Here is a 20,349-nt window from a genome sequence, read left to right as displayed (position 1 = left end):
CGAATAGTAAAGGCGCAACAGCGCCCCCATTACGACTGCAGGCGCTTTTTTTACGCCCGCATTCTTGTGTTATGGCGGGTTGCGCAGGAGCACCTTCGGGTGCGTCGGGCTCCTTTACCCCGATCCGCCAATCCTGTGCGACTCGCCACCCTTCCCTGCTTGGCGGCAGAAAGGAGTGGCTCCAAAGTAAAGGAGCTACACCCATGAAACACGCCCTCATTCCGTCCGCAATCCGCGCTTTTGCTCACCGCCGTATGGCCCTGAGCGCTCTCCGCGCGAGCTCGTCCCTGTCTACTCGCCTCGCCCGCTACAACGCCAACATGGTCATCGCCCGCGCTCTTGAAGCTGATGGGGGTGTCGTATGAACACCCCTATCCTCATGCCCACCGCTCCCCAAACCGACGACCTGAGTGACGTGCAGGACATCCTCGTATTGCTGAGTCTCGCCCTTGCCCTCATTGCCTCGCCCACCACCCCCATCATCGTCGCGCGTGTCACCGCCGTCATGGCGCAGCACACGGCTATGGCCTGGGCAGAGCTCCTCGACGATCTGATCGCCGCGCAAGGAGGTGAGAAATGAGTCGCCTACTTTCGGAGTCAATCCACGATGAACGAGAACACGCATCTCTGTGGTGGGGCGTCCTCAATCAGCTCCGCATCTCCAACGAGCTGCCGGAGTGGGTTCGCACCAAGGGCATTGGTACCGATGCCGACTATGAAGAGTCGATGATCGAAAGAGGCATCGTCAATCAGGCCTTATTTGGCATCGACGAAATTCGACTGGGAGACGACCTCCAGCCATGTGCCTTTGAGTATCAGAGTCTCATTGACCTGATGGAGTTGGAGCGCACCCGTTATCTGACCTGGTGGACAATGCTCAATGAAATGAGAGCACGTAAACAGCTGCCGGAATGGGTTGTGACTAACCGCATAGGTCACGGCCCGGATCATGAGCGGTGGTCTGACAAAGCGACCAAGGTCAACCTGATGCTGTTTGGCCAACCTCATGTTCGCCACTTGGCGACGCAGCTTCGGGTACCTGAGGGGCCACGACCAGATTCTCGCCGGGCGCACAGCCTCGCTGACTCCCGTGAATTGCTGATTCGCTAAAGGTTTAAGCACATGAAAATTCAAAATGGCGCGCAAGCGTCAGCGGGATCGGCTTGCCCGAAGAAAGCCACTGAGCTGTTTTACGTGACTCACCCAAAGGCGCCCAAGGCGCTGCTGGGCCCATTCTTGACCGAGGCCGACGCCGAGTGTGGCCGCGTAGTTATGCGTAGTGATGACGCCCAGGTGACCGTGTGCTTGGTGGAATCAATCGACAAAATTACCCACTGGCACGCGCTGAATAATGGGCAAGTTTGTCGGGCCTTTGCTGGCGCTAATCGCGAGGGAGAGGCCTGATGAAAGACATTACGATTTTGTTCCATGAAGCCCTCCAGGCTAGCTATGGGCCACTCGACTGGATGCCAGTGCCGGATGGCGCAATTCATCGTTTCCGCGCGCCAGGCGACAAACCAAACAGCCTCAACGGTTGGTACGTTCTTTTTCTTGATGGCATCGCATCCGGGGCCTATGGGAGTTGGAAAGACGGCAGCTCCCACACGTGGTGCAGTCGAGAGCCAAAAGACGCACATGAAGCCGCGCGAGTGCGCGAACGAATCGAGCAAGCGCGCCGTCAGCGCGAGGCCGAACAGAATCAGCGCCAACAGCAGACCGCCGAGTGGGCCCAACGCTGGTGGGGGGATGCTCGCCGCGCCGACCCTGAACACGCCTATTTGATCGCCAAGAGCGTTCGCTCCCACGGTCTACGCCAGCGCCGTGACGAACTGCTGGTGCCGCTGTACTCCGGCGGCGTGCTGGTCAACCTTCAGCGGATCGCCTTGGACGGCAGCAAGCGTTTTCTGTTTGGGGGCCGAATCAAGGGCGCTTATTCGCCGCTGGGGCGTATGACGCCGGGCAAACCGCTTTGCATCTGCGAGGGCTGGGCCACGGGCGCAACGCTGCACGAAAGCGGCTACACGGTTGCCTGCGCCATGAATGCCGGAAACCTCAAGCCGGTGGCACTGGCGCTTCGGGCTGATCACCCCGACGCGGAAATCATCATTGCATCAGATGACGACCGCCAGACAGTAGGCAATCCCGGACGCACCGCTGCCAATGCCGCCGCTGCCGCTTGTGGTGGGCTGGTAACGTTTCCCGAGTGGCCCGCCGACGCTCCGCTAACCCTTACAGACTTTAACGACCTTGCAGCCTGGAGCCGCCACCATGCGCACGCCTGAAAACAACGTAATCAACTTGCGCCCCGAGGCGCCTACGGTCGAGCCTGAGCGCCCGTGCTGGGGTGTTTACGATCACTGGGTGACGAATGAGAAAGGCCGCAGGCTGCGCCCCGGCGTCTACTGGCATGGCTTTAAACGCTCCGCCACCGACGATGACAGCGACGACGACAAGACAGAACGCCCTATCTCTGACGAGTGGATCGCCACCCCCGTGACGGTCGTCGCTCGCACCACCAATAGCGATGACGGCAGCGAGGGGCGTTTCCTGCGCCTGGTCACCGAGAGCGGCACCAAGGAGTGGATCATTCCCATGGAGGTGTTCGGCGGTAGCGGAGAGGACGCCAGACGCCAGTTGTTCGGCATGGGCGTCATCATCGCCCTCAAGAAGCGGGGCCAGTTCATGGAGTACCTGTTGGAGCAACGCCCCGCCGAAGTGTTCGCCACAACCTGCCGCCCGGGCTGGCATGAGTCGGGCGCCTTTGTACTGCCAGGCCGCACCATTGGCAGCGATAAGGTGCGTTATCAGGCCAGCGGTAAAGGTCAGAACCTGTTCAGCCAGCGCGGTGATCTGGAGGGCTGGAAAACCGAAGTAGCCGCCAAGTGCGAGGGCAATCCGGTACTGACCCTAGCCATCGGTTGCGCACTGGCTGGCCCGCTGCTGAGTCTGGTCGGCGTGCTGGGTGGCGGCGTTCATCTGGTGGGCGACAGTTCGAGCGGCAAGTCACTTGCGCAACTGATCGGTTCTTCGGTATGGGGCGACCCGGGCGTTTTCGCCGCCAGCTGGGACATGACCAAGGGGGGGCTTGAGATCGAAGCGTCGAGCCGTAATGACACCATCCTCCCTCTGGACGAGATCAAACGCGCCGACCCCAAGCGCGTGCAGGAAATGGCCTACTCCCTCGCCAATGGGCAGGGCAAAGGCACCATGACCCGCGAGCGTGAAGGCCGGGCCAAGCTGAGCTGGCGCCTGCTGACGCTCTCCAGCGGTGAGCGCTCCCTATCCGAGCACGCCGCCATTTCCGGCAATGCCGCCCACGCTGGCGCCGAGTTGCGCATGGTGGACGTGAACGCAGGTAATCGCACCCACCGTGCCTTCGATGAATTGCACGGCCTGGCGGGCGCGGACTTCCACCGCCTGCTGACCGTTGCTGTCGGCACCCACCATGGGCACATCGGGCCAGCTTTCGTGGAAAAGCTACTCGCCCGCAATGATCGCCCAGGCCTGCTGGAAGATTTTGCCGGTATCCGCGCTAGCTTCACTGAGGACAACGCTCAAGCCGGACGTGTAGCGGATCGCTTCGCCGTTATTGCCTTGGCGGGGGAAATGGCCATTGCCTTCGGCCTGTTGCCCTGGACGCCTGGAAGCGCCCTTACTGACTGCCAGTTGCTTTATGGCGAGTGGTTGAGCCGGGTTGGCAGTGGTAATGCCGAAGACCGTCAGATCCTGTCCAGCATCCTGGACTTTATCGACAAGCACGGCAGTAGCCGGTTCTCCGATGTGGACGATCAAACGCCCGACACCAAGGTATTCAACCGCGCTGGGTACTGGGCGCTAGCAGCAGGCAAGCGGCTCTACTTGTTCAACAAGTCTGCGCTGATCGAGGCCGCGCACGGACACGGCCTGACTCGCATCATCAAAGCGCTTGAGGGCGCGAACGCTCTCGCAGACCGCAATAACGAACGCAAAACCAAAAACTACCGGCTCCCTGGTGGCGGGCAGGCTCGACTTTATGTGGTTGATCCAGATGCCTTAGACACCGAGGCGCAAAACGCATGATCACCATCAAAGCGCTGCTTATCGAGTTTGCCCAAGTTCACAGGAACTTAGAATTACTGGCAACGCTGGCAACACCGGCAACAGCCTTATGGAACGTGGCTGTCAGCCGTTGCCACCCTATAAAAAAAGTGGCAACAACTGGCAACACACACATCAGTTTCAATATAAGAGGCTGGCCAAATCATTCCACTTGGTTATCACCGTTGCCAGTAAAAAAGCGGTGGCAACAATTTGGAAGCACAGGCAACGCCTGGAAGCCGCGGTTTACGGGGACGTTGCCACTGTTGCCACTGTTGCCGGTGTTTTTGAAATCACAGGAACATTGGATCAGGAGCAATTCGGGCGAGGTGGTGCAATGAGCCTACTTTCTGGCCTGCTCGATCACATGCCGCTAGCCGTTATCGGTACTGACTCGCCAAGAGTGGATAGTCGACCTCGCCCACGCCTGGTGCTGGCCACTCGGGTCGAACGCCCTGCTCGGTTTATCACCGGCCCACACGCAAACGCCGCCACCGCTACGCCTGAGTGGCGCCACGTCCGTGACCTATACCTTAACCACATCATGGTGTGTAGAGCCTGCTACGCGCCCACAGGCCGCCATTGCACGGCTGGTTCTAATCTGCGAATGGACTACGAAAACACACCGATGGAAGCGCACTTCTAGGTGCGCGCGACAACGAGCAATGCCACCGGGGCATTCCGCCCCTACTCAGCCAAAGCCAGCCGCAAGCAGGCGCCCTGTAGGAAACACATATGACTATCCCATCAACGACCAATCACCTTTCGATTCCACTCGGCATCACCGACCCACTGCTACTGCGCGTACTGCGTGAGCACACCAATCAGGTTAATCAGCTCGCAGAAGGGCGCATAACAGCCTTTTACTCTGCGCTCACTGCTGCGCCATCCAGCGGCCCTTGGATGCAGGGCGACTCAGTGAAGAACTCGGCGCCGTCAGAGCTTGGCACCGCCGGCTCGAAATATGTCATCGAGGGTTGGGTCTGTGTCGTCTCGGGCACGCCCGGCACCTGGGTGCAAAAACGATTTCTGACGGGTAACTGATGATGTCTCATGGCGCGGAAAAGGCGAGCAAAGTGGCGCCCCAGGTGGTCAACGACCGGTGAGACCCAGCCAGAAGCCGTAGATAGCTGCTGCAATCACGATCGCAATGCCTTTCCAGATCATGAAGTCGATCATCGTAAAATTCGAGAAATCCACCAAGACCTCCGAGCCCGCCATGTGCGGGCTTTTTACTCGGATGACCAAGACATCGATCCCTCCTTCGATCAAAGCTTTCCACAACAGCGGGCACTACCTGCTCGGACGGCACCGAGTTAGTCATTGAGTCTAGTGGTTCCGCGGCGCCATGAAGGTCAATTAGGTTGACCTTTAATCAGACTGGTCACGCTTCGGTAACCAGTAAAGGTAACCACCTCTACTGGTTACTCTCCGTCGCCCGGTATCCACACTGGTATCCATGGTTCGGCCATTCCAGGGGCGGATACCGAAGATGGTGACCAAGCGCGGTGACCAGCATCAGTGACCACTTTCGCTTGGCGGCCCATCATCGAGACGGATACCGGCGCCGTGGTTAACACAGCGGTTAACAGGGAAATTCGAGTTTTCAGAGGCCATAAAAAGAGATAGCTCCGAAATCAGACCGGTCTAGCTGGCAACCTGTGACAAGGCAGGCTGTTACAGAGGGTGTTACAGCAAAACGTGCTGTTTCACGCAGCCCTTCACTCAGTGATTTCACGCACTTGGATTGTGTGAAATGCCCTCCCGGCCAGATATACACGCCATTGGTACGCAGCAAAAGTACGCATCTTGCTTTGCGTAACGGGCGCAAGATTGCGGCGTTCGCACAGAGGTTCGCACCATAAGTTCGCAGTGCTGGTGCGCGAACCTAGCTGGTGGTTGCCAGTGTGGTTGCCACGGTTGATTGCCACCTAGGAGCGGCAACCAGGCAAGGTTGCGAGAGCCATGGTTTCCAGCAAGGTTTCCACTGAACTGATGCTGTGACCATCGTACGCTCACTGCTTAATAGCGAACTTTTTGATGGTGGGAGCGATATCAAAACTGGGCGGTGGGCGCTTTCGAGCAATGGTAAGTCGGTGGCGCGCGGCTATAGAGCACGCCATCCTCGTAAAAACGATAGTCGCCGTTTAGCCGGCTCAAAGTGTGATGCTCCAACGTTGGCTTGCCAGTCACCGGATTTTGAACGCCAGAAGTCCATTTGACCTCGTCCTCGGTGACGGCTGCGACCAGTCCATTCGCGGCTTTCGAAGCAATATCCAGATGGATCGTTTGTGTAAAGCGCTGTCCGTCAATCACTGCCTCACAAAGCAAGACAAGCGGCCCAGAAGTGGGGACGGCGGCCGAAGAGGCAGAAGAGGCAGAAGAGGCAGAAGTGTTTGGTGCTGGCTCTTGCGAAGAAACTACCAGGCCTGCAGCCTTTATAACGGCGATTGCCTTTTCTAGAGGGATGGGCTTTTCAGCACCCAGTATGCAACTTTGAATGTCGTCAAATTTGTGGTCGCACCCGCTTAGGGCCAGCAACATACAGGCCCCTCCGAGAATAATTATTTTTCTCATGTGATCTCCATTGAAAAATTACGGGCGCAGACCCCACAACCTCCGCCTTTTAACATGTCCGGGGCAGTTGCCCCGGCCTTATTCGGGCCCGCTTTCAAAAGGCCTTTACTACCCATAAAAGGGATCTCCGTTACGGGGGCGCATAAGCAGTTGTTAGCAGGCTGTCGGGCTGATCAGGTGCCGGCGTTTTCAATGTCAGGTTTTGTCAGGTTCATGCGTGTAGAAAACGACACTCTGTGTAGGAATCAACACGGAGCGCCGAACACGAAAAGGTGAGATCTTTATGCTTAAAACCAAGGAAAAACAGGATCAGGGGAACTGCCAAGCGGCAATTGCCTGGCTATTTCACGGTTTGTTTTTACCCTTGCCTTTCCCGCGCTTTTTGGTTTTTGGCTTGCTGGGGGCTGAAGGGAACAAGCCGCGAATTACCCACAGCAAGGCTGCGAAAATATTAAGTGTTACCCCAGTGGTGACAACGGCGATTGTTTGATCAGAGAAAGCCGGCTGGTCGTAATACTTCGTCCAGCCGGCAAACAGCAGGAAGGTAGCCCATCCCCATAAACAGCCCACTACGATGTAACAAGCTTTGTCGGCGTATGACTCTCGAAGAAGTCGGTCGGACTTCAACGAATTGACTCTTTCTCTCCTCTCATCGTCCTTAACATGAGAGGGGTTCTCGTTTATCGGCTGTTCGTCTTCACCGCTGGGAGCTTCTGGAACATTCGATAGGTCGAGGGATAGTAGGCTGCGCTGGGGAGCTGGGTTCTCAGGCACGCATACGACTCTCAGGGTGAATATGTTGCGCCATCTGCTCCCAAGTGATCGCTGAGCCATCGGCCTCGCCATTCACTAGCCCTAGCTCCCATGCCGTACCTGGTTCATGGGTTAGGTAAGACAGCTGCGTACCGGACAGTCCACCGTATTTGCTGATGATCTGATCGATAAGCTTGTGCGTGTCCGCGTCTGATGCCGGAATGGAAGGGGTCACGAGCATAAGCTCGCCATCCTCATCAAGGTCAACATTACTGAGCGTGGATGCAATCGACTTGGCGCCATACGTCTTTAGCTCGTGATAGAGCGACGGAATCACTGGGCCATACTTCCAGCGAGCAAAGTTGTCATCGAAGAGAGGCGTGCTCTCTCCTTTGTTTCGCAGATGCCAAGACTGAGCAAAAAATAGAAGCTTTTGCAGCTTCATCGGCGTCAGATTGGGGATTTTCCCTCTCAGGCCTTGCTCAATGAAGGCGTTCGCTACCGCTAGAGCTGAGTAAGCCATGAGCACCTCCTCTTGGTTGACTGGTTTCCATCCTATAGATGGGGTGTCCCAGTCGGATTGTCAAATGAGCCGCCGATTATTACCACAAGCTAGGTTCTGTCAATGGTAATTCATCTATATCTGTGTCCAGTGTACAGCTACCTATTGCCAAGATATGTAAGCTTTGGGCCGTCGCTGCGTAGGTAACATCTCATCATCCGCTGACGTTAGCAGTCTGCCGGCCACTTTGCCTGGCGCAGCGGGATTTCCTCACTTCGACACTTCGACCTACATACCAGGAATTCCGGATATCTAATCCCCCCTGAATCGGGGTATTTGAATGTCCACCCAATGCCCTCGGGTCTAAGGGCATTGGGTGAGAACGCCTCAGTGTGGCGTTGTTGCCACGTCAGCCTCGGTCATTCGCCTGGTCAAATCGGCGAGCTGCTTGGCCAGCCGGTCAGCGCGTTCCTTTTCCCGCCCAGCTTTCAGCAGAGCTATCTCTAATGCCTGATCAACCTCGGCCAGACTGTTGGCTCGCTTTTCTAGTGTGACCTCCAGATCCTCAAGCGCCCGCTTGGCCTGCCGGAGTTCGACCGCGTGCCGATCCAACCCCGCCTGTCGCGCATGTAGCGCCTCAGCGGCTGAGCGCTGAATCTTTTCCTGTATGGTCGAAGTCTTGGCCTTAAGCAGCAGCGCCTTGAAGTTGGGCGTCTGTATCCCGATGACAGCAGCGGCCAGATCTGACCGTTCAATAACCGGTTCATCAGTAGCGAGCGCCTGGTAATACTGGCTGACCTTCTGGTGGGTGGCTTTCGATCCTTCGATGCCGCGCAGCAGCCCGTAAGGCTTCCCGCACCAATGATGGAAGTCGGTCTGCATCTTGCGCAGCTTGGCGGCACCGCCAAGGAAGTCACGCGCCGACAATCTTCCGTCCTTGGTCAGCGGCAGGACATACGCGATGAGGTGAGGTGTTCTCTCGTCCAGGTGAATGGTTGCGCTGACAATGTTCGCACCGCCGTGCCGAGCTTTTAGCCAAGCTATGGCCCGATCAAAGTAGCCGCCCGTGTCTGGAATCGTTCCGCCATGCCGGGCGAATGCCTCGGGGCTCGCGGTGATCAGATATTCAATGCAGAGCACCGCGCCTCTACGTCTGCGTTCCGGCAGCTTGGCCAAGAATGCGTTGGCTAGACCGGCAGCGGTCGACGCTCCACCAACGTGCACATTGGCCGCGCCATTGGAGTTCGGTGTGGACGTCTCTCGGAATGTGTGTCGGCCTGATCCAAAAATCCCGGCGACCGACTTCAGCTTTTTTGTTCTTAGTATCGTGTAAGGCATGGCAGCCTCCCCCGTGCTGAGTGTTCTCATCTTCAGCGTGCGGGTGGAGCGAAGGCCGGCGCAACTCACCCCAAGCGCAGCTTGTGTACTCACTACACAAACTGCGTTTGTTGTTCGCTTCCTTCGGAAGAAAAGCAGCTCCGTAGCTCACTGCCCCCAAACGACCAGCGTTGAATTAACGCCATGAGCGCCCCCGATTGAATAGCGCTGCTACGCTTTCGTTTTCTCGAATGGAGTCGATGCGATGCCCTACCCTGAATACTCTCTCCCTGATGTCCTGGAACGCATGTATCACAACCAGCTCGCCTTGGAGGCTGCGCTGATGGAGCTGACCTTGCTAGTCGAAAGCCAGGGTCATGCTGAGGTCGGGGACAATATTAGGACTGCCTTGGACGCGATCGGCGAAAACGCCGGGCATATCAATCAGGGGCTGGCCAGACTCAAGTCACAAGGCACTGCTTGAACCAACGTCAGCAGGGAGCGCGTATGGACGATGACTGCGAAGTGTTGTTTGTTGCCGACTTAGCAACGATGCTTGGCCGAACAGAGGCGTCGGTCAGAGAGGGAATGCGCCGGGGAGTGGACTGGCTGCCGAAGAGCTTCAGGATGGGCACCAGGCACTGCTGGCTGAAGGCGGATGTTTGGGAGTTCCTGCGCGCCTGCCGGGACGGCGAGAACAAGGCGCGGAAGGTCGGTAGACCGAGACAGGCACCGCCAACACTGAGAGATATCAGGAGATGACAGCGAGCATCGATCGCTTCATGCGCCTCGACGAGGTACTTCACATCACCGGCCTTGGTCGAAACACGGTTTATCGCCGGATCAGGGAGGGCACCTTTCCCAAACAGGTCAGGATAGGCCCCAACTCGGTGGCTTGGCGTCAGTCAGCAATCGCTAAGTGGATGTTCGATCTGAGCCCAAGCGACTGACGGATTTGACGGCTGGAATTTATCGGTTCGCGCGTGGGTTGACGACGTTGTTGCGAGGAGTAGACCGATGAATACCATTTTCCTTCTGATGGCTCAGTATGACGGCCAGGTCATTGTTCCATTGGATCGTGTTTGCGCCGACTACTTCACTCATCTCACACCTGAGAAGTTAAAAATGAAGGTGGCGGCCGGCCAGATTGACCTCGTAATTGTTCCCATTGAGCAGAGCCAGAAATCTGCGCGTGGAGTACACGTGAACGACCTAGCGGACTATCTGGACATTCAGCGCGATAAGGCCAAAACGGAGCATGATCGGCTGATGGGACGTCGACCCAAAACGCTGCCCCGTCAGTCGGTCAGCAAGGTGGAAATTGGGAATGATCGACCTGCTGAACCTGCTGAACAATCAATACAGTTCATTAGGCTGCCGGAAGTGAAACGGATTACAGGAATGAGCACTACCACGATTTATGAGATGGCCAATGCTGACCAATTCCCCAAACAGGTAAAGCTGGGTGGTCGGGCTGTGGCCTGGGTTAAGTCAGATGTGCTGGCCTGGTGCGCGGACAAGATCGAAAGGGCAAAAGAGTCGGATCTCTAGCCAATAGGTCAGTCGACCGAAATTGTGGAGTGCACGAGATGCGCTACTTGACCGTAAGGAAGTTTTCCAGCGAGTCGGGATACACAGAGGCAGCTATCCGATCAAAGATTGCTGACGGCACCTGGAGAAAAGATTACGTTTGGCGGAAGGCCCCTGATGGGCGCGTGCTGATCGACGTCGACGGCTACGAAGCTTGGGTGGAGGCGGGCAAACAATCAAAAGCCCACCGAGGAGGCAGGTTCCGGCCAGGTAAAAGCCCCGAGCCGCGGATGAGCATAGGGCCAGAACTTGGAAGTCCAAAGCCGCTGGTTTGATACCGTTCGTCGGAGCGAACCACCTTACCAAATGGTCACTTCCGAGCACCTTCTGGTGAGGCGGAAAATGGCAAAAATCGACCTAGCAACGAGCACCGTGTATCCCCACATGTATCCCAGCTAAAAATACGAACAATAAACCCCTTAAAATACATAACGTTAATGCTCAGGTTCAAATGTCTGTGTACCACCAAGTACTAAAAACGGCTTACCGAAAGGTAGGCCGTTTTTTTATGCCTCGCGAAAAGTGCCCCTAACAGCACTTCAAGAACGAACCGTCGGCAACGCCGATAACGCGCGCTCCCAAATCTGCCACGTCCGCAGCCAGACCATCGCCTGCCAGTCGCTGTCGGCAGGATAGAACTGCTCCAGCAGATTCAGCTTGATCTCGCGCCCCACCGCATCACTTGGATTGCCGTGCAGATGCAGCCAGTGGTCATCGCGCAAATGACGATGAACGTCCGGCCCCGGATACGTCCCGCACTCGATCACGAACGGCATCAGTTTGACCTGCGGCAGCGCATTGATCAGTGCCTGCGAGGTGTAGCCCGTCGCGGTGGCCGCCACGCCGGTTTCGCTCAAGGTGTCGGCACCGGTCAGCAACGTGTAGAGCCAGGGTCCATAAATGGCCTGCGCATCGGGTAGCGCCGGATAAGCCGCCTCGGTGATGGTCAGCAACATCGGATGACCGTACTCGCCAGCGCCGGTGTGCAAATCGAAACACATCGCGACCTCGGCGTGAGCAACATGCGTTTGCAGGATTTCGTGCAGCGTGCGGTTCGACCAGCTCGGCGCCAGGCCGCCATAAAACAGGCCATCGGGATGACTGTGCTGGCCGCCCTCGACGATCGACATCACCGCTGGCCAGCCGTGTTCGCGAATCTGTCCGTCGAGCAAGGCGTCGGCGCGCTCACGTTCGGGCCCCCGCAACTCAGTGAACGCATAGATGTCATGCAGCGCTGCGTAAGCCTGATTGTCCGGCAGCGGACGTTCGAAGTTCAGGTGATTGCGGTTCAGATCGATGTTGTCTTCGTTGACCCGACGCAGCCATGCGGTGCCCCAGGGATTGATCAGGTGGATCATCACCACCGCGACATCGGCCGGCAGTGAACGCTTGCCCAACTCCTGCATCCACTTGATCTGGCATCCCGAGCCATAGAAACCTTCCACCCCATGGGTGCCGCTCAACGCAATCAGCAATCGCTTGGCACCTGGATCACCCAACACCGCCACATCGGTGCTCAAGGGTTCACCGAAAGGTCCTTTGAGGGGATGCGGATATTCAGTCAACGTCGCTCCGGCCGCGGTCGCTGCGGCGAGGAATTGCTCACGCTGAGTGCGATAACTCGGCTGGGTGGGAAACTCGGTCTGCATGGCTGCCTCTTGTTGATTTTCTGACCCGTCTGATGCCCTCGACCCTACAGAAAATCCGTCAATTCATGAAGGGTAAAAGCGTCTTGGCTGTCATCCGTGGTTTGCACCACGCCCTGTCGGCCGATAAAGTCCCCTGATCTTTTCCCACGGACGGAGTGCCCAACGTGTTCTCAGCCTTCCGCTTGAGCCGCTATCGCCTGTCAGCCTTTTCGCTGATCGCCACCGCGCTGACCCTTGCAGCGTGCAACGCCCCGCCCACGTCGACATTGCCGATCGCGCCGGAAGTCGCCTCGGGTTATCGCACCGACCTGCAAACCCGGCACGCCTCGAAACACATGGCGGCGGCAGCCAACCCTCTGGCGGCCGAGGCCGGGCGCGAGATGCTGCGTCAGGGCGGCTCGGCGGTGGATGCCGCGATTGCCATGCAAGCGGTGTTGACGCTGGTGGAGCCTCAATCCTCGGGCATCGGCGGCGGCGCGTTCATTGTGTTGTGGGATGGCAAGAACGTGCGCACTTACGACGGTCGCGAAACCGCACCGGCCGGCGCCACGGAGAAGCTTTTCCTACAAGCCGACGGCAAACCGATGGCCTTCACCCAGGCGCAGATTGGGGGTCGCTCAGTGGGCACGCCCGGTGTGTTGCGAGCGCTTGAGCTGGCACATCAGAAACACGGTCGTCTGCCATGGGCGCAACTGTTCGAACCGGCCATCCGACTCGCGGAGCAAGGTTTCGCCATCTCGCCGCGCTTGCATCAGCTGATCGCTTCAGATTCCTCCATGCGTCGCTCGCCTGACATGATGGCGTACTTCCTGAATGCCGATGGCAGCCCGAAAGCCGCCGGCACTCAGCTGAAAAACCCGGCACTGGCCGCCGTACTCAAACGCATCGCCACAGAAGGTCCCGATGCGTTGTACAAAGGGCCGGTTGCGCAAGAAATCGTCGCCAAGGTTCAGGGCCACGCCAACCCTGGCACTCTGTCGCTGAACGATCTCCAAGGCTATACGGCCAAGGAACGCGCGCCGCTATGCACCGACTACAAACGCTGGCAGGTCTGCGGCATGCCGCCGCCGTCGTCGGGCGGGATCGCCGTGGCGCAGATCCTCGGCACACTCCAGGCGTTGGAAGTACGCGACCAGCGTTTTGCCTTGGCCTCAATGAAACCGGTCAAGACCGGCAAACCCGCCGGCACCGAGCCGACGCCAGAAGCCGTGCACCTGATTGCCGAAGCCGAGCGCCTGGCCTACGCCGACCGCGCGCTCTATCTGGCCGACGCCGACTTCGTTCCCGTCCCTGTCAAAGGCCTGGTGGACCCGAGCTATCTGGCCAGCCGCGCCGCCCTGATCGGTGACCGCAGCATGGGCACGGCCAAACCCGGCACCCCGCCGGGCATCAAGATCGCCTACGCACCGGACCGTTCACCGCTGCGCATCTCGACCTCGCAAGTGGTCGCGGTCGATGACGAAGGTGGCGCGGTGTCCATGACCACCACCGTCGAATCCGCGTTCGGTTCGCACGTGATGGTGCAGGGCTTCCTGCTCAACAACCAGATGACCGACTTCTCGTTCATCCCGGAAGAAAACGGGCAGAAAGTCGCCAACCGCGTCGAACCCGGCAAACGCCCCCGCTCGTCCATGGCCCCGACGCTGATCTTCGATCGCCAGAGCGGTGAATTCCTCGCCACCATCGGCTCGCCGGGCGGTTCGCAAATCATCGAATACGTCGCCAAATCCACCATCGGCCTGCTCGACTGGAACCTCGACCCGCAAGCCGCCATCAGCCTGCCCAACTTCGGCAGCCGCAACGGCCCGACGGAACTGGAAGAGGGGCAGTTCAGCGCCGGGCTGATGCAGGCGCTGAAGGACAAAGGGCACAGCGTGAGCGAGATCGACATGACCAGCGGCACCCAGGCGATTGTCCGGGTGAAGGATGCGCAGGGGAAGGCTTCGTTGGCGGGCGGGGCCGATCCTCGGCGTGAGGGGGCTGCGTTGGGGGATTGATTCCTACAGAGGGTGGAAAAGGCTTACCGGGAGGTAGGCCTTTTTTGTATGTAATGAGTCCTGTTCGGCTACCTCGCGCCGACTTTTCCTACCTGCACACCACTGCTTCTTCGATAGAGTTCAAAGATCATTTTTCGCATCAGTTCAGCCACCCGAAGCACCTAGGTACAAAGTCGAGTCCGCACCTCCCATCGGCCACACCTCCACAGACTTGCATCAGTCCCATCACGGGACTAGGATCACGCCATGAGAATTATCGCCATTAGTCAGCTTAAAAGTTTTTGGGAGCGCTACCCGGACGCAGAACAATCCTTACTAGCTTGGATTGACGAGGCAAGAAATGCCGAGTGGAAAACACCTGCGAACATAAAAGCGCACTTTGCTACCGCCAGCATTCTCAAGAGCCGTAGAGTCGTGTTCAACATCAAGGGTAATGACTTTCGGCTGGTAGTCGCTGTGGCTTATCGCTTCGGCGCCGTTTACATAAAATTTGTCGGCACTCACAAGCAGTACGACGCAATCGACGCCGATACCGTCGAGATGGAGTAACCAATGAACATTCGTCCGATTCACACCGACGAGGACTACCGCGCAGCCCTCAAGACTGTATCTGCCCTTTTCGACAATGAGCCAGAGCCTGGCACGCCTGAAGGGGATTATTTCGACATCATGATCACACTGATCGAAGCTTATGAATCGAAGCAGTTTCCAGTTGATCTGCCCAATCCAATCGATGCGATAAAATTTCGCATGGAACAATCAGGTCTGTCCGCAGCGGACCTTGCGCCTGCCATTGGCCGGACAAACCGGGTTTACGAAGTGCTTAATGGCAAGCGTGCGTTGACGCTCCCGATGATATGGAAACTACATGATCTGTTCGGAATACCAGCAGAGAGCCTGATTAAACCTATGAAACAAGCTTGATCAAACGTCGGTCGAAGCGTACTGGCCGACGCTGAAAATCTCCCCTCCCCGGCTCATCGGATATCACGCAGGCACACTACACGCTCACGTACACCCACGCTTCAATCCCGGATTGAAGGACTACGCTGACACGCTTGTAATCCGATACCTCATAACTGTCGGCGGCGGCTAGTTCCTCGGGTGTGATCTGGAACACCATGCCGGGAATCGGGACGCTGCTATCGCTTCCCGGACGAAGAATCGGATGGTGAGTCTTGCCGCTGGTGGCCAACACCTCTGGGTCGGTGATTTCGACCCAGGACTGCTCGTACCCCAGCATCGCATCGGCACTGCCGCTGAGCTCGCGCCCGAAGTTGGACAGTTGCACGACTTTGTCCTGCAAGGTGCCGTAGGAAAACAGGTACTCCGTTTTATCGCTCATCCATAAATCCTTGTTTGAATAGTCCCGAGTAGCTTATCGGGTGATCTTCAACGCTTGCCGTGCCTTGTGCTTCTCCAGCGCCAGATCGATCAAGCGGCTGACCAGCTCGCTGTAAGTCATGCCGGTGGCTTGCCAGAGCTTGGGGTACATGCTGATTCGGGTGAAGCCGGGCAGTGAGTTGATTTCGTTGATCAGCACTTCGCCGCTGTCGGTCAGGAACACATCGACCCGCGCCAGCCCGGAACAGCCGAGCACCTGAAACGCCTCGACAGCCAAGGCGCGGATGCGCTCACTGGCCTCGCTGCTGATGTTGGCCGGCACCACGACCTCTGCCGCTTGAGCGTCGATGTATTTGCTGTCGTAGGAATAGAAGCCGCTGCGCACCACGATCTCGCCACAACCGCTGGCGATGGCATCTTCGTTGCCCAGCACCGCGCACTCGATCTCGCGACCGTTGACGGCGGATTCGATCAATACTTTTTCATCGAAACCCAGGGCCAGTTCCACTGCCGCCGTGTACTCGGCTTCGTCACTGACCTTGCTGACGCCCACGGACGACCCCTGGTTCGCCGGCTTCACGAACAGCGGCAGACCGAGTTTGGCCTGGACCTCGGCGAACCCGGTGCGCTCGGCGCTGGCACGAGTCAGGGTCACGAAGGGCGTGACTGCAATCCCGGCGTCACGCAACAGCCGCTTGCTGATGTCCTTGTCCATGCACACCGCCGAGCCGAGCACATCGGAGCCGACAAAGGGTAAATCCGCCATGCGCAACAGGCCTTGCAGGCAACCGTCTTCACCCAGCGTGCCGTGCACGATCGGGAAGATCACATCGACGTGGCCCAGCATTTCCTGACTCGAGGTTTCGACCAATTGCTGGCTGGCCTTGCCCGGCACCACGGCCAGTTCCCGGTTGGACTGGTTGAGGGCGATCAGGGCCGGATTTTCCTGGTTGAGCAGGAAGTTCGATGGATCATTGAGGTGCCAATGGCCTTGCTTGTCGATACCGATCAGCACCGGTTCGAAGCGCGACCGATCCAGCGCATCGACGATGTTTTTCGCCGATTGCAGCGACACTTCGTGCTCCGCCGAACGACCACCAAAAATAATCCCTACCCGTAGTTTGCTCATACCAGACACCTCGACGAACGATCAAACGCACCCGCGCCTCGATGGCTTACAGGGTGCAGAGAATGCTCGATACCTTGCTACATTTGCATGCGGTTTTCTACCAGCCCCATGGGTTTTGTCGGCCAGCAGACAGGTGGCCGGTCCCTGGGTTACCGTGGTCGACATTGCGCTCAAGACAACGACACCATGGCCAAGCACACGCCTCCCATCGACTGGTTCCATCGCGCCCCCGACGTGGGCGGGGTTCAGCGTTTCGAGGCATTTTTTGCCGGCCACGGCTACGACCTTCACCGCCATGACACCTACGCAATCGGCCGGACCCTGGCCGGCGTGCAGAGTTTTCAATACCGCGGCGGCTGGCGCCACAGCCTGCCCGGCGGGACCCTGGTGCTGCACCCGGACGAAGTCCACGATGGCGAGGCTGGCACCGAGGCCGGCTTCAAGTACCGGATGATGTACATCGAGCCGGCGCTGATCCAGCAGATACTCGGCGGGCAACCGCTGCCGTTCATCAAGACCGGATTGTCGACCGACCCACGCCTGTTCGCCGCCACCGACGTGCTGCTGCGAAGCCTGGATTGCCCCCTCGATCCCTTGGAAGAGCAGGACGCGCTGTTCGATCTGGCGCAGGCATTGAGCACTGTCTCCGGCGCGCCCGGTAAACGCCAACGCTTCGACTACGTGGCGGCGGAGCGCGCGCGGGAGTTCATCCACAGCGCCCTGGATCGCACGGTGACACTGGAGGAACTGGCGCAGCACAGCGGTCGGGATCGCTGGAGTCTATCGAGGGATTTCCGCCTGTTGTTTGGCACCAGCCCTTATCGATACCTGACCATGCGTCGCCTGGACCTGGTCCGCGCCCTGCTGATCCAGGGCCAGTCTCTGGTCAGTGCCGCACTGATCGCCGGTTTCACCGACCAGAGCCACATGACCCGGCAATTCAGCAAGGCATACGGCCTGTCACCGGCCCGCTGGATGAAAATGCACCGCCGCTGAGCGCGCACAATCGTACAAGAAGCCCGCTGCCGTGCTGACTATCGTGGCTTCACGATCAACCACGAGAGCATTCTTCATGAACGCCTACCAAAGCCTGAACTTCGCTGAAAAAATCGCCCGGATCGACTCGCACTGGAGCCCTCGGGTCATCGCCGAGATGAACGACTACCAGTTCAAAGTGGTGAAACTGCTGGGGGATTTCATCTGGCACGATCACCTGGACACCGACGAGACCTTCATCGTGCTCGAGGGGCAGCTGCGCATCGACTTTCGCGATGGCCACGTCCTGCTGAACGCGGGCGAAATGTATGTGGTGCCGAAGGGTGTCGAGCACAAACCCTCTGCCGCGCAAGAAGTGAAACTGCTGCTGATCGAGCCCAAGGGTGTGCTGAATACAGGCAGCGAAGGCGGCGAACGCACGGCGCAGAATGACGTCTGGGTGTAAAAGGCAGCCGGTTTACGGCTGCAGAGTCTTGCCGTCCACCGGCTCGCCGATCGTCAGGAAATGCCCGCCCGCCACATGATGCAGGGTGCGTAGCGCATCGTGTCCCGCGAAGTGCCAACGGCCTTCACTGAACACGCGTTCATCGGCCTGGGCGGCAATCACCTCGGCCAGGAACAGGTCGTATTGCTGATGGTTGTTGGGCTCCGGCAGCAGTCGGCACTCCAGCCAGGCGACGCAACCTTCAAGCATCGGCGCATCGATCAGCTCGCCACTGAACGTCTGCAGGCCGTAGACCTGAAACTTGTCCAGGCCCTGGCCCTGAGTCAGCTCCAGGCCCGACGTCGAGCCCACAGTCTGGGCGATGTCGGCCTGGGCCGCGCAGGGAACGTTCAGCACGAAGGTGCCCGACGCTTCCAGCAGTTGTCGGGTCCAGGTGGACTTGTCCAGCACCACGGCGATTTTCGGCGGTTCGAAGTCCAAAGGCATGGCCCAAGCCGCGGCCATGATATTGCGCTGGCCTTCATGCGCCGCGCTGACCAGCACGGTCGGCCCGTGATTGAGCAAGCGATAAGCCTTGGACAAGGGAACCGGACGGCGGTGAGAAACGCTCATGAGGGCTGCTCCTGGGGAAAACGCCGATTGTAGCGATTTCCACCTAGAGGTCAGTTATCAAGTCGCCAGTTGATTGGCAAACTGCCCGACCGCGTTCACCACTTTCTGCGCGCCGTCCTGAATCTCGACGATCACCGTGCCCGCTTCCGCCGCCAGCGCCAGGCCTTGTTCAGCCTGAAGTTTGCCGTCGGTCATCAGGGCCACGGCATTGCGCGCCATGTCCTGGTTCTGGCGTACCACGCCAACGATTTCATCGGTGGCCTGGCTGGTACGGGACGCCAACTGCCGGACTTCATCCGCCACCACCGCAAAACCTCGCCCCTGTTCACCGGCGCGCGCCGCTTCGATGGCCGCGTTAAGCGCCAGCAGGTTGGTCTGTTCGGCAATGCCGCTGATGGTTTTGACGATGGTGCCAATCACCAGCGACTGCTCGTTCAACGCTTCGATGCCTTCGCCGGCGGTTTGCATGTGCCGGGCTAGGTCACGCATTACGTCCACCGCCTGAGTCACCACGGCGGTTCCACGCTGAGCGCTTTGATCGGTTTGCTGGGAGGTGCTGTAGGCGATGTTGGCCGCTTCGGCGACCGCCTGCTCCTGATTGACCTGATCGGTAATCACCGTGGCGAATTTCACCACTTTGTAGAGCGTGTTGTTGGCATCCACCACCGGGTTGTAGGACGCCTCCAGCCAGACCACACGACCGTGGTTGTCCACACGCTTGAAGCGGCCTGCCACGAATTCGCCGGCGTTCAGGCGGCGCCAGAAGTTCTGGTATTCCGCGCTGTTGTACTCTTCAGGCTCGCAGAACGTACGGTGATGTTTGCCCTTGATTTGCGCCAGGCTGTAACCCATGCCGCTGAGGAACCGCTCGTTGGCCGCCAACACATTGCCATTGAGATCGAACTCGATGACCGCCGTCGAACGCACCAGCGCGCCGATCAGGTTCTCATGCTCGCGGGACGCCTCGATGGTGCGGGTCAGGTCGCTGGAATAAATCGAGAAGTGCTTGATCCGCCCCTCCGAGGACAACACGGGCTGCACAATCGAACGCAACCAGGCTTCCTTGCCATTGCCCCGCAGCAAACGCACGGCGCCGGCAAAGTGCTCACGGCGGGTCAGCGCAGCCTTGAAGCGGAGGTGGAATTCGTCCGATTTCACATGGGGCGGGACGATGTCTTCAATGTGCCGGCCGATCAGGTCGCTGCTTTTGTAGAGCATCTCGCCGAGGAAGTTCTGGTTGACCAATTGAATCCGTCCATCAGGATCCAGGGTCAGGACCAGCATCTCGCTTTCCAGACTGTCCTTCACTTGCTGAAGGCTGGAGAGTTCTTCGCGAAGAGCCGACAGCTCCTGCTTCAAGC

24 protein-coding genes and 2 pseudogenes are annotated in these 20,349 nt (G+C 58.5%); 16 read left to right on the top strand and 10 right to left on the bottom strand.

The genetic code is table 11. The annotated features are described in order from the left end of the window. Positions 1–361: 361 nt before the first annotated feature. From AB4N91_RS01685 to AB4N91_RS01655, 7 genes are all read left to right on the top strand, one after another. Entirely contained in the window at positions 362–580 is a 219-nt protein-coding gene (locus tag AB4N91_RS01685; protein WP_460112064.1) for a hypothetical protein, read from the top strand. Continuing rightward, positions 577–1,110, top strand: a complete 534-nt coding sequence (locus AB4N91_RS01680; protein WP_460112063.1) for a hypothetical protein — start codon at positions 577–579, stop codon at positions 1,108–1,110. The genes AB4N91_RS01685 and AB4N91_RS01680 overlap by 4 nt, the downstream gene beginning before the upstream one ends. 12 nt (positions 1,111–1,122) lie before the next feature. Beyond that, positions 1,123–1,404, top strand: a complete 282-nt coding sequence (locus tag AB4N91_RS01675; protein ID WP_460112062.1) for a hypothetical protein — start codon at positions 1,123–1,125, stop codon at positions 1,402–1,404. Continuing rightward, positions 1,404–2,282 (top strand): toprim domain-containing protein, encoded by an 879-nt coding sequence (locus tag AB4N91_RS01670; RefSeq protein ID WP_460112061.1) that lies wholly within the window; start codon positions 1,404–1,406, stop codon positions 2,280–2,282. Before AB4N91_RS01675 ends, AB4N91_RS01670 begins: the two co-directional genes overlap by 1 nt. After that, positions 2,269–4,059 (top strand): DUF927 domain-containing protein, encoded by a 1,791-nt coding sequence (locus AB4N91_RS01665; protein ID WP_460112060.1) that lies wholly within the window; start codon positions 2,269–2,271, stop codon positions 4,057–4,059. Before AB4N91_RS01670 ends, AB4N91_RS01665 begins: the two co-directional genes overlap by 14 nt. Further along, a complete protein-coding gene (locus tag AB4N91_RS01660) occupies positions 4,056–4,418 on the top strand; it encodes a hypothetical protein (RefSeq protein WP_460112058.1) in 363 nt (120 codons plus the stop codon). The genes AB4N91_RS01665 and AB4N91_RS01660 overlap by 4 nt, the downstream gene beginning before the upstream one ends. 394 nt (positions 4,419–4,812) lie before the next feature. Further along, positions 4,813–5,121 carry a hypothetical protein gene (locus AB4N91_RS01655; RefSeq protein WP_460112057.1) on the top strand — a complete coding sequence of 103 codons (309 nt, stop codon included), beginning with the start codon at positions 4,813–4,815 and terminating at the stop codon, positions 5,119–5,121. A 48-nt stretch (positions 5,122–5,169) separates the two neighbouring features. On the opposite strand, the gene AB4N91_RS01650 is transcribed toward AB4N91_RS01655, so the two are convergent. Continuing rightward, entirely contained in the window at positions 5,170–5,325 is a 156-nt protein-coding gene (locus AB4N91_RS01650) for a hypothetical protein (RefSeq protein ID WP_460112056.1), read from the bottom strand. 807 nt (positions 5,326–6,132) lie between these two features. Continuing rightward, complete coding sequence (locus AB4N91_RS01645; RefSeq protein WP_460112055.1) at positions 6,133–6,654, bottom strand: hypothetical protein; 522 nt, start codon at positions 6,652–6,654, stop codon at positions 6,133–6,135. A 283-nt stretch (positions 6,655–6,937) separates the two neighbouring features. Between AB4N91_RS01645 and AB4N91_RS01640 the strand changes: the two genes are divergently transcribed. Next, positions 6,938–7,144, top strand: coding sequence for a hypothetical protein (locus AB4N91_RS01640; RefSeq protein ID WP_460112054.1), 207 nt, complete (start codon positions 6,938–6,940; stop codon positions 7,142–7,144). 276 nt (positions 7,145–7,420) lie between these two features. Here AB4N91_RS01640 and AB4N91_RS01635 read toward each other — a convergent pair whose 3' ends face one another. Together AB4N91_RS01635 and mobV are read right to left on the bottom strand one after the other, a co-directional pair. Beyond that, positions 7,421–7,930, bottom strand: a complete 510-nt coding sequence (locus AB4N91_RS01635) for a Panacea domain-containing protein (RefSeq protein WP_460112053.1) — start codon at positions 7,928–7,930, stop codon at positions 7,421–7,423. A gap of 366 nt (positions 7,931–8,296) precedes the next feature. After that, on the bottom strand, positions 8,297–9,247 hold the full coding sequence (gene mobV, locus AB4N91_RS01630) for a MobV family relaxase (RefSeq protein WP_460112052.1): 951 nt from the start codon (positions 9,245–9,247) through the stop codon (positions 8,297–8,299). A 244-nt stretch (positions 9,248–9,491) separates the two neighbouring features. On the opposite strand from mobV, the gene AB4N91_RS01625 reads away from it, so the two are divergent. The 3 genes from AB4N91_RS01625 to AB4N91_RS01615 all read left to right on the top strand — a co-directional run bounded on the left by AB4N91_RS01625 (position 9,492) and on the right by AB4N91_RS01615 (position 10,777). Next, a complete protein-coding gene (locus tag AB4N91_RS01625; RefSeq protein WP_460112051.1) occupies positions 9,492–9,710 on the top strand; it encodes a hypothetical protein in 219 nt (72 codons plus the stop codon). 274 nt (positions 9,711–9,984) lie between these two features. Continuing rightward, positions 9,985–10,176, top strand: coding sequence for a helix-turn-helix transcriptional regulator (locus AB4N91_RS01620; protein ID WP_460112050.1), 192 nt, complete (start codon positions 9,985–9,987; stop codon positions 10,174–10,176). A gap of 67 nt (positions 10,177–10,243) precedes the next feature. Beyond that, positions 10,244–10,777 carry a pyocin activator PrtN family protein gene (locus AB4N91_RS01615; protein ID WP_460112049.1) on the top strand — a complete coding sequence of 178 codons (534 nt, stop codon included), beginning with the start codon at positions 10,244–10,246 and terminating at the stop codon, positions 10,775–10,777. A 578-nt stretch (positions 10,778–11,355) separates the two neighbouring features. On the opposite strand, the gene AB4N91_RS01610 is transcribed toward AB4N91_RS01615, so the two are convergent. Then, the gene (locus AB4N91_RS01610; protein ID WP_304818012.1) at positions 11,356–12,465 is read right to left on the bottom strand and encodes a DUF2817 domain-containing protein; all 1,110 of its coding nucleotides are present in this window, start codon (positions 12,463–12,465) and stop codon (positions 11,356–11,358) included. 164 nt (positions 12,466–12,629) lie between these two features. On the opposite strand from AB4N91_RS01610, the gene ggt reads away from it, so the two are divergent. From ggt to AB4N91_RS01595, 3 genes are all read left to right on the top strand, one after another. Next, positions 12,630–14,462: a gamma-glutamyltransferase gene (gene ggt / locus AB4N91_RS01605; RefSeq protein ID WP_460112048.1), complete on the top strand. Its 1,833-nt coding sequence runs from the start codon at positions 12,630–12,632 to the stop codon at positions 14,460–14,462. Between the two features lie 246 nt (positions 14,463–14,708). Continuing rightward, the gene (locus AB4N91_RS01600; RefSeq protein ID WP_077749021.1) at positions 14,709–15,011 is read left to right on the top strand and encodes a type II toxin-antitoxin system HigB family toxin; all 303 of its coding nucleotides are present in this window, start codon (positions 14,709–14,711) and stop codon (positions 15,009–15,011) included. A gap of 3 nt (positions 15,012–15,014) precedes the next feature. Next, entirely contained in the window at positions 15,015–15,386 is a 372-nt protein-coding gene (locus tag AB4N91_RS01595) for a helix-turn-helix domain-containing protein (protein ID WP_077749022.1), read from the top strand. Positions 15,387–15,462: 76 nt separating this feature from the next. Here the strand turns inward: AB4N91_RS01595 and AB4N91_RS01590 are convergent, their stop codons facing one another. Both AB4N91_RS01590 and ddlA read right to left on the bottom strand, forming a co-directional pair. After that, positions 15,463–15,807 carry a gamma-glutamylcyclotransferase family protein gene (locus AB4N91_RS01590; protein ID WP_460112047.1) on the bottom strand — a complete coding sequence of 115 codons (345 nt, stop codon included), beginning with the start codon at positions 15,805–15,807 and terminating at the stop codon, positions 15,463–15,465. 33 nt (positions 15,808–15,840) lie between these two features. Next, positions 15,841–16,935 carry a D-alanine--D-alanine ligase gene (ddlA, locus tag AB4N91_RS01585; protein ID WP_460112046.1) on the bottom strand — a complete coding sequence of 365 codons (1,095 nt, stop codon included), beginning with the start codon at positions 16,933–16,935 and terminating at the stop codon, positions 15,841–15,843. Positions 16,936–17,121: 186 nt separating this feature from the next. Here ddlA and AB4N91_RS01580 point away from each other — a divergent pair, with 186 nt between their 5' ends. After that, positions 17,122–17,931 (top strand): AraC family transcriptional regulator, encoded by an 810-nt coding sequence (locus AB4N91_RS01580; protein ID WP_077749037.1) that lies wholly within the window; start codon positions 17,122–17,124, stop codon positions 17,929–17,931. Between the two features lie 76 nt (positions 17,932–18,007). Continuing rightward, positions 18,008–18,376: a cupin domain-containing protein gene (locus AB4N91_RS01575; RefSeq protein WP_077749023.1), complete on the top strand. Its 369-nt coding sequence runs from the start codon at positions 18,008–18,010 to the stop codon at positions 18,374–18,376. Positions 18,377–18,388: 12 nt separating this feature from the next. On the opposite strand, the gene AB4N91_RS01570 is transcribed toward AB4N91_RS01575, so the two are convergent. The 3 genes and pseudogenes from AB4N91_RS01570 to AB4N91_RS01560 all read right to left on the bottom strand — a co-directional run. Then, the gene (locus AB4N91_RS01570) at positions 18,389–18,988 is read right to left on the bottom strand and encodes a flavin reductase family protein (RefSeq protein ID WP_221107371.1); all 600 of its coding nucleotides are present in this window, start codon (positions 18,986–18,988) and stop codon (positions 18,389–18,391) included. 57 nt (positions 18,989–19,045) lie between these two features. Continuing rightward, a pseudogene (locus AB4N91_RS01565) lies at positions 19,046–19,483 on the bottom strand (methyl-accepting chemotaxis protein); the annotation flags it as partial. 150 nt (positions 19,484–19,633) lie between these two features. Beyond that, a pseudogene (locus AB4N91_RS01560) lies at positions 19,634–20,272 on the bottom strand (PAS domain-containing protein); the annotation flags it as partial. Positions 20,273–20,349: the final 77 nt, after the last annotated feature.

This window comes from Pseudomonas sp. H3_D04 (genome assembly GCF_054669175.1).
The sequence above is the reverse complement of the archived record's forward strand: the minus strand, read 5'-3'. Positions and strand labels throughout refer to the sequence as shown.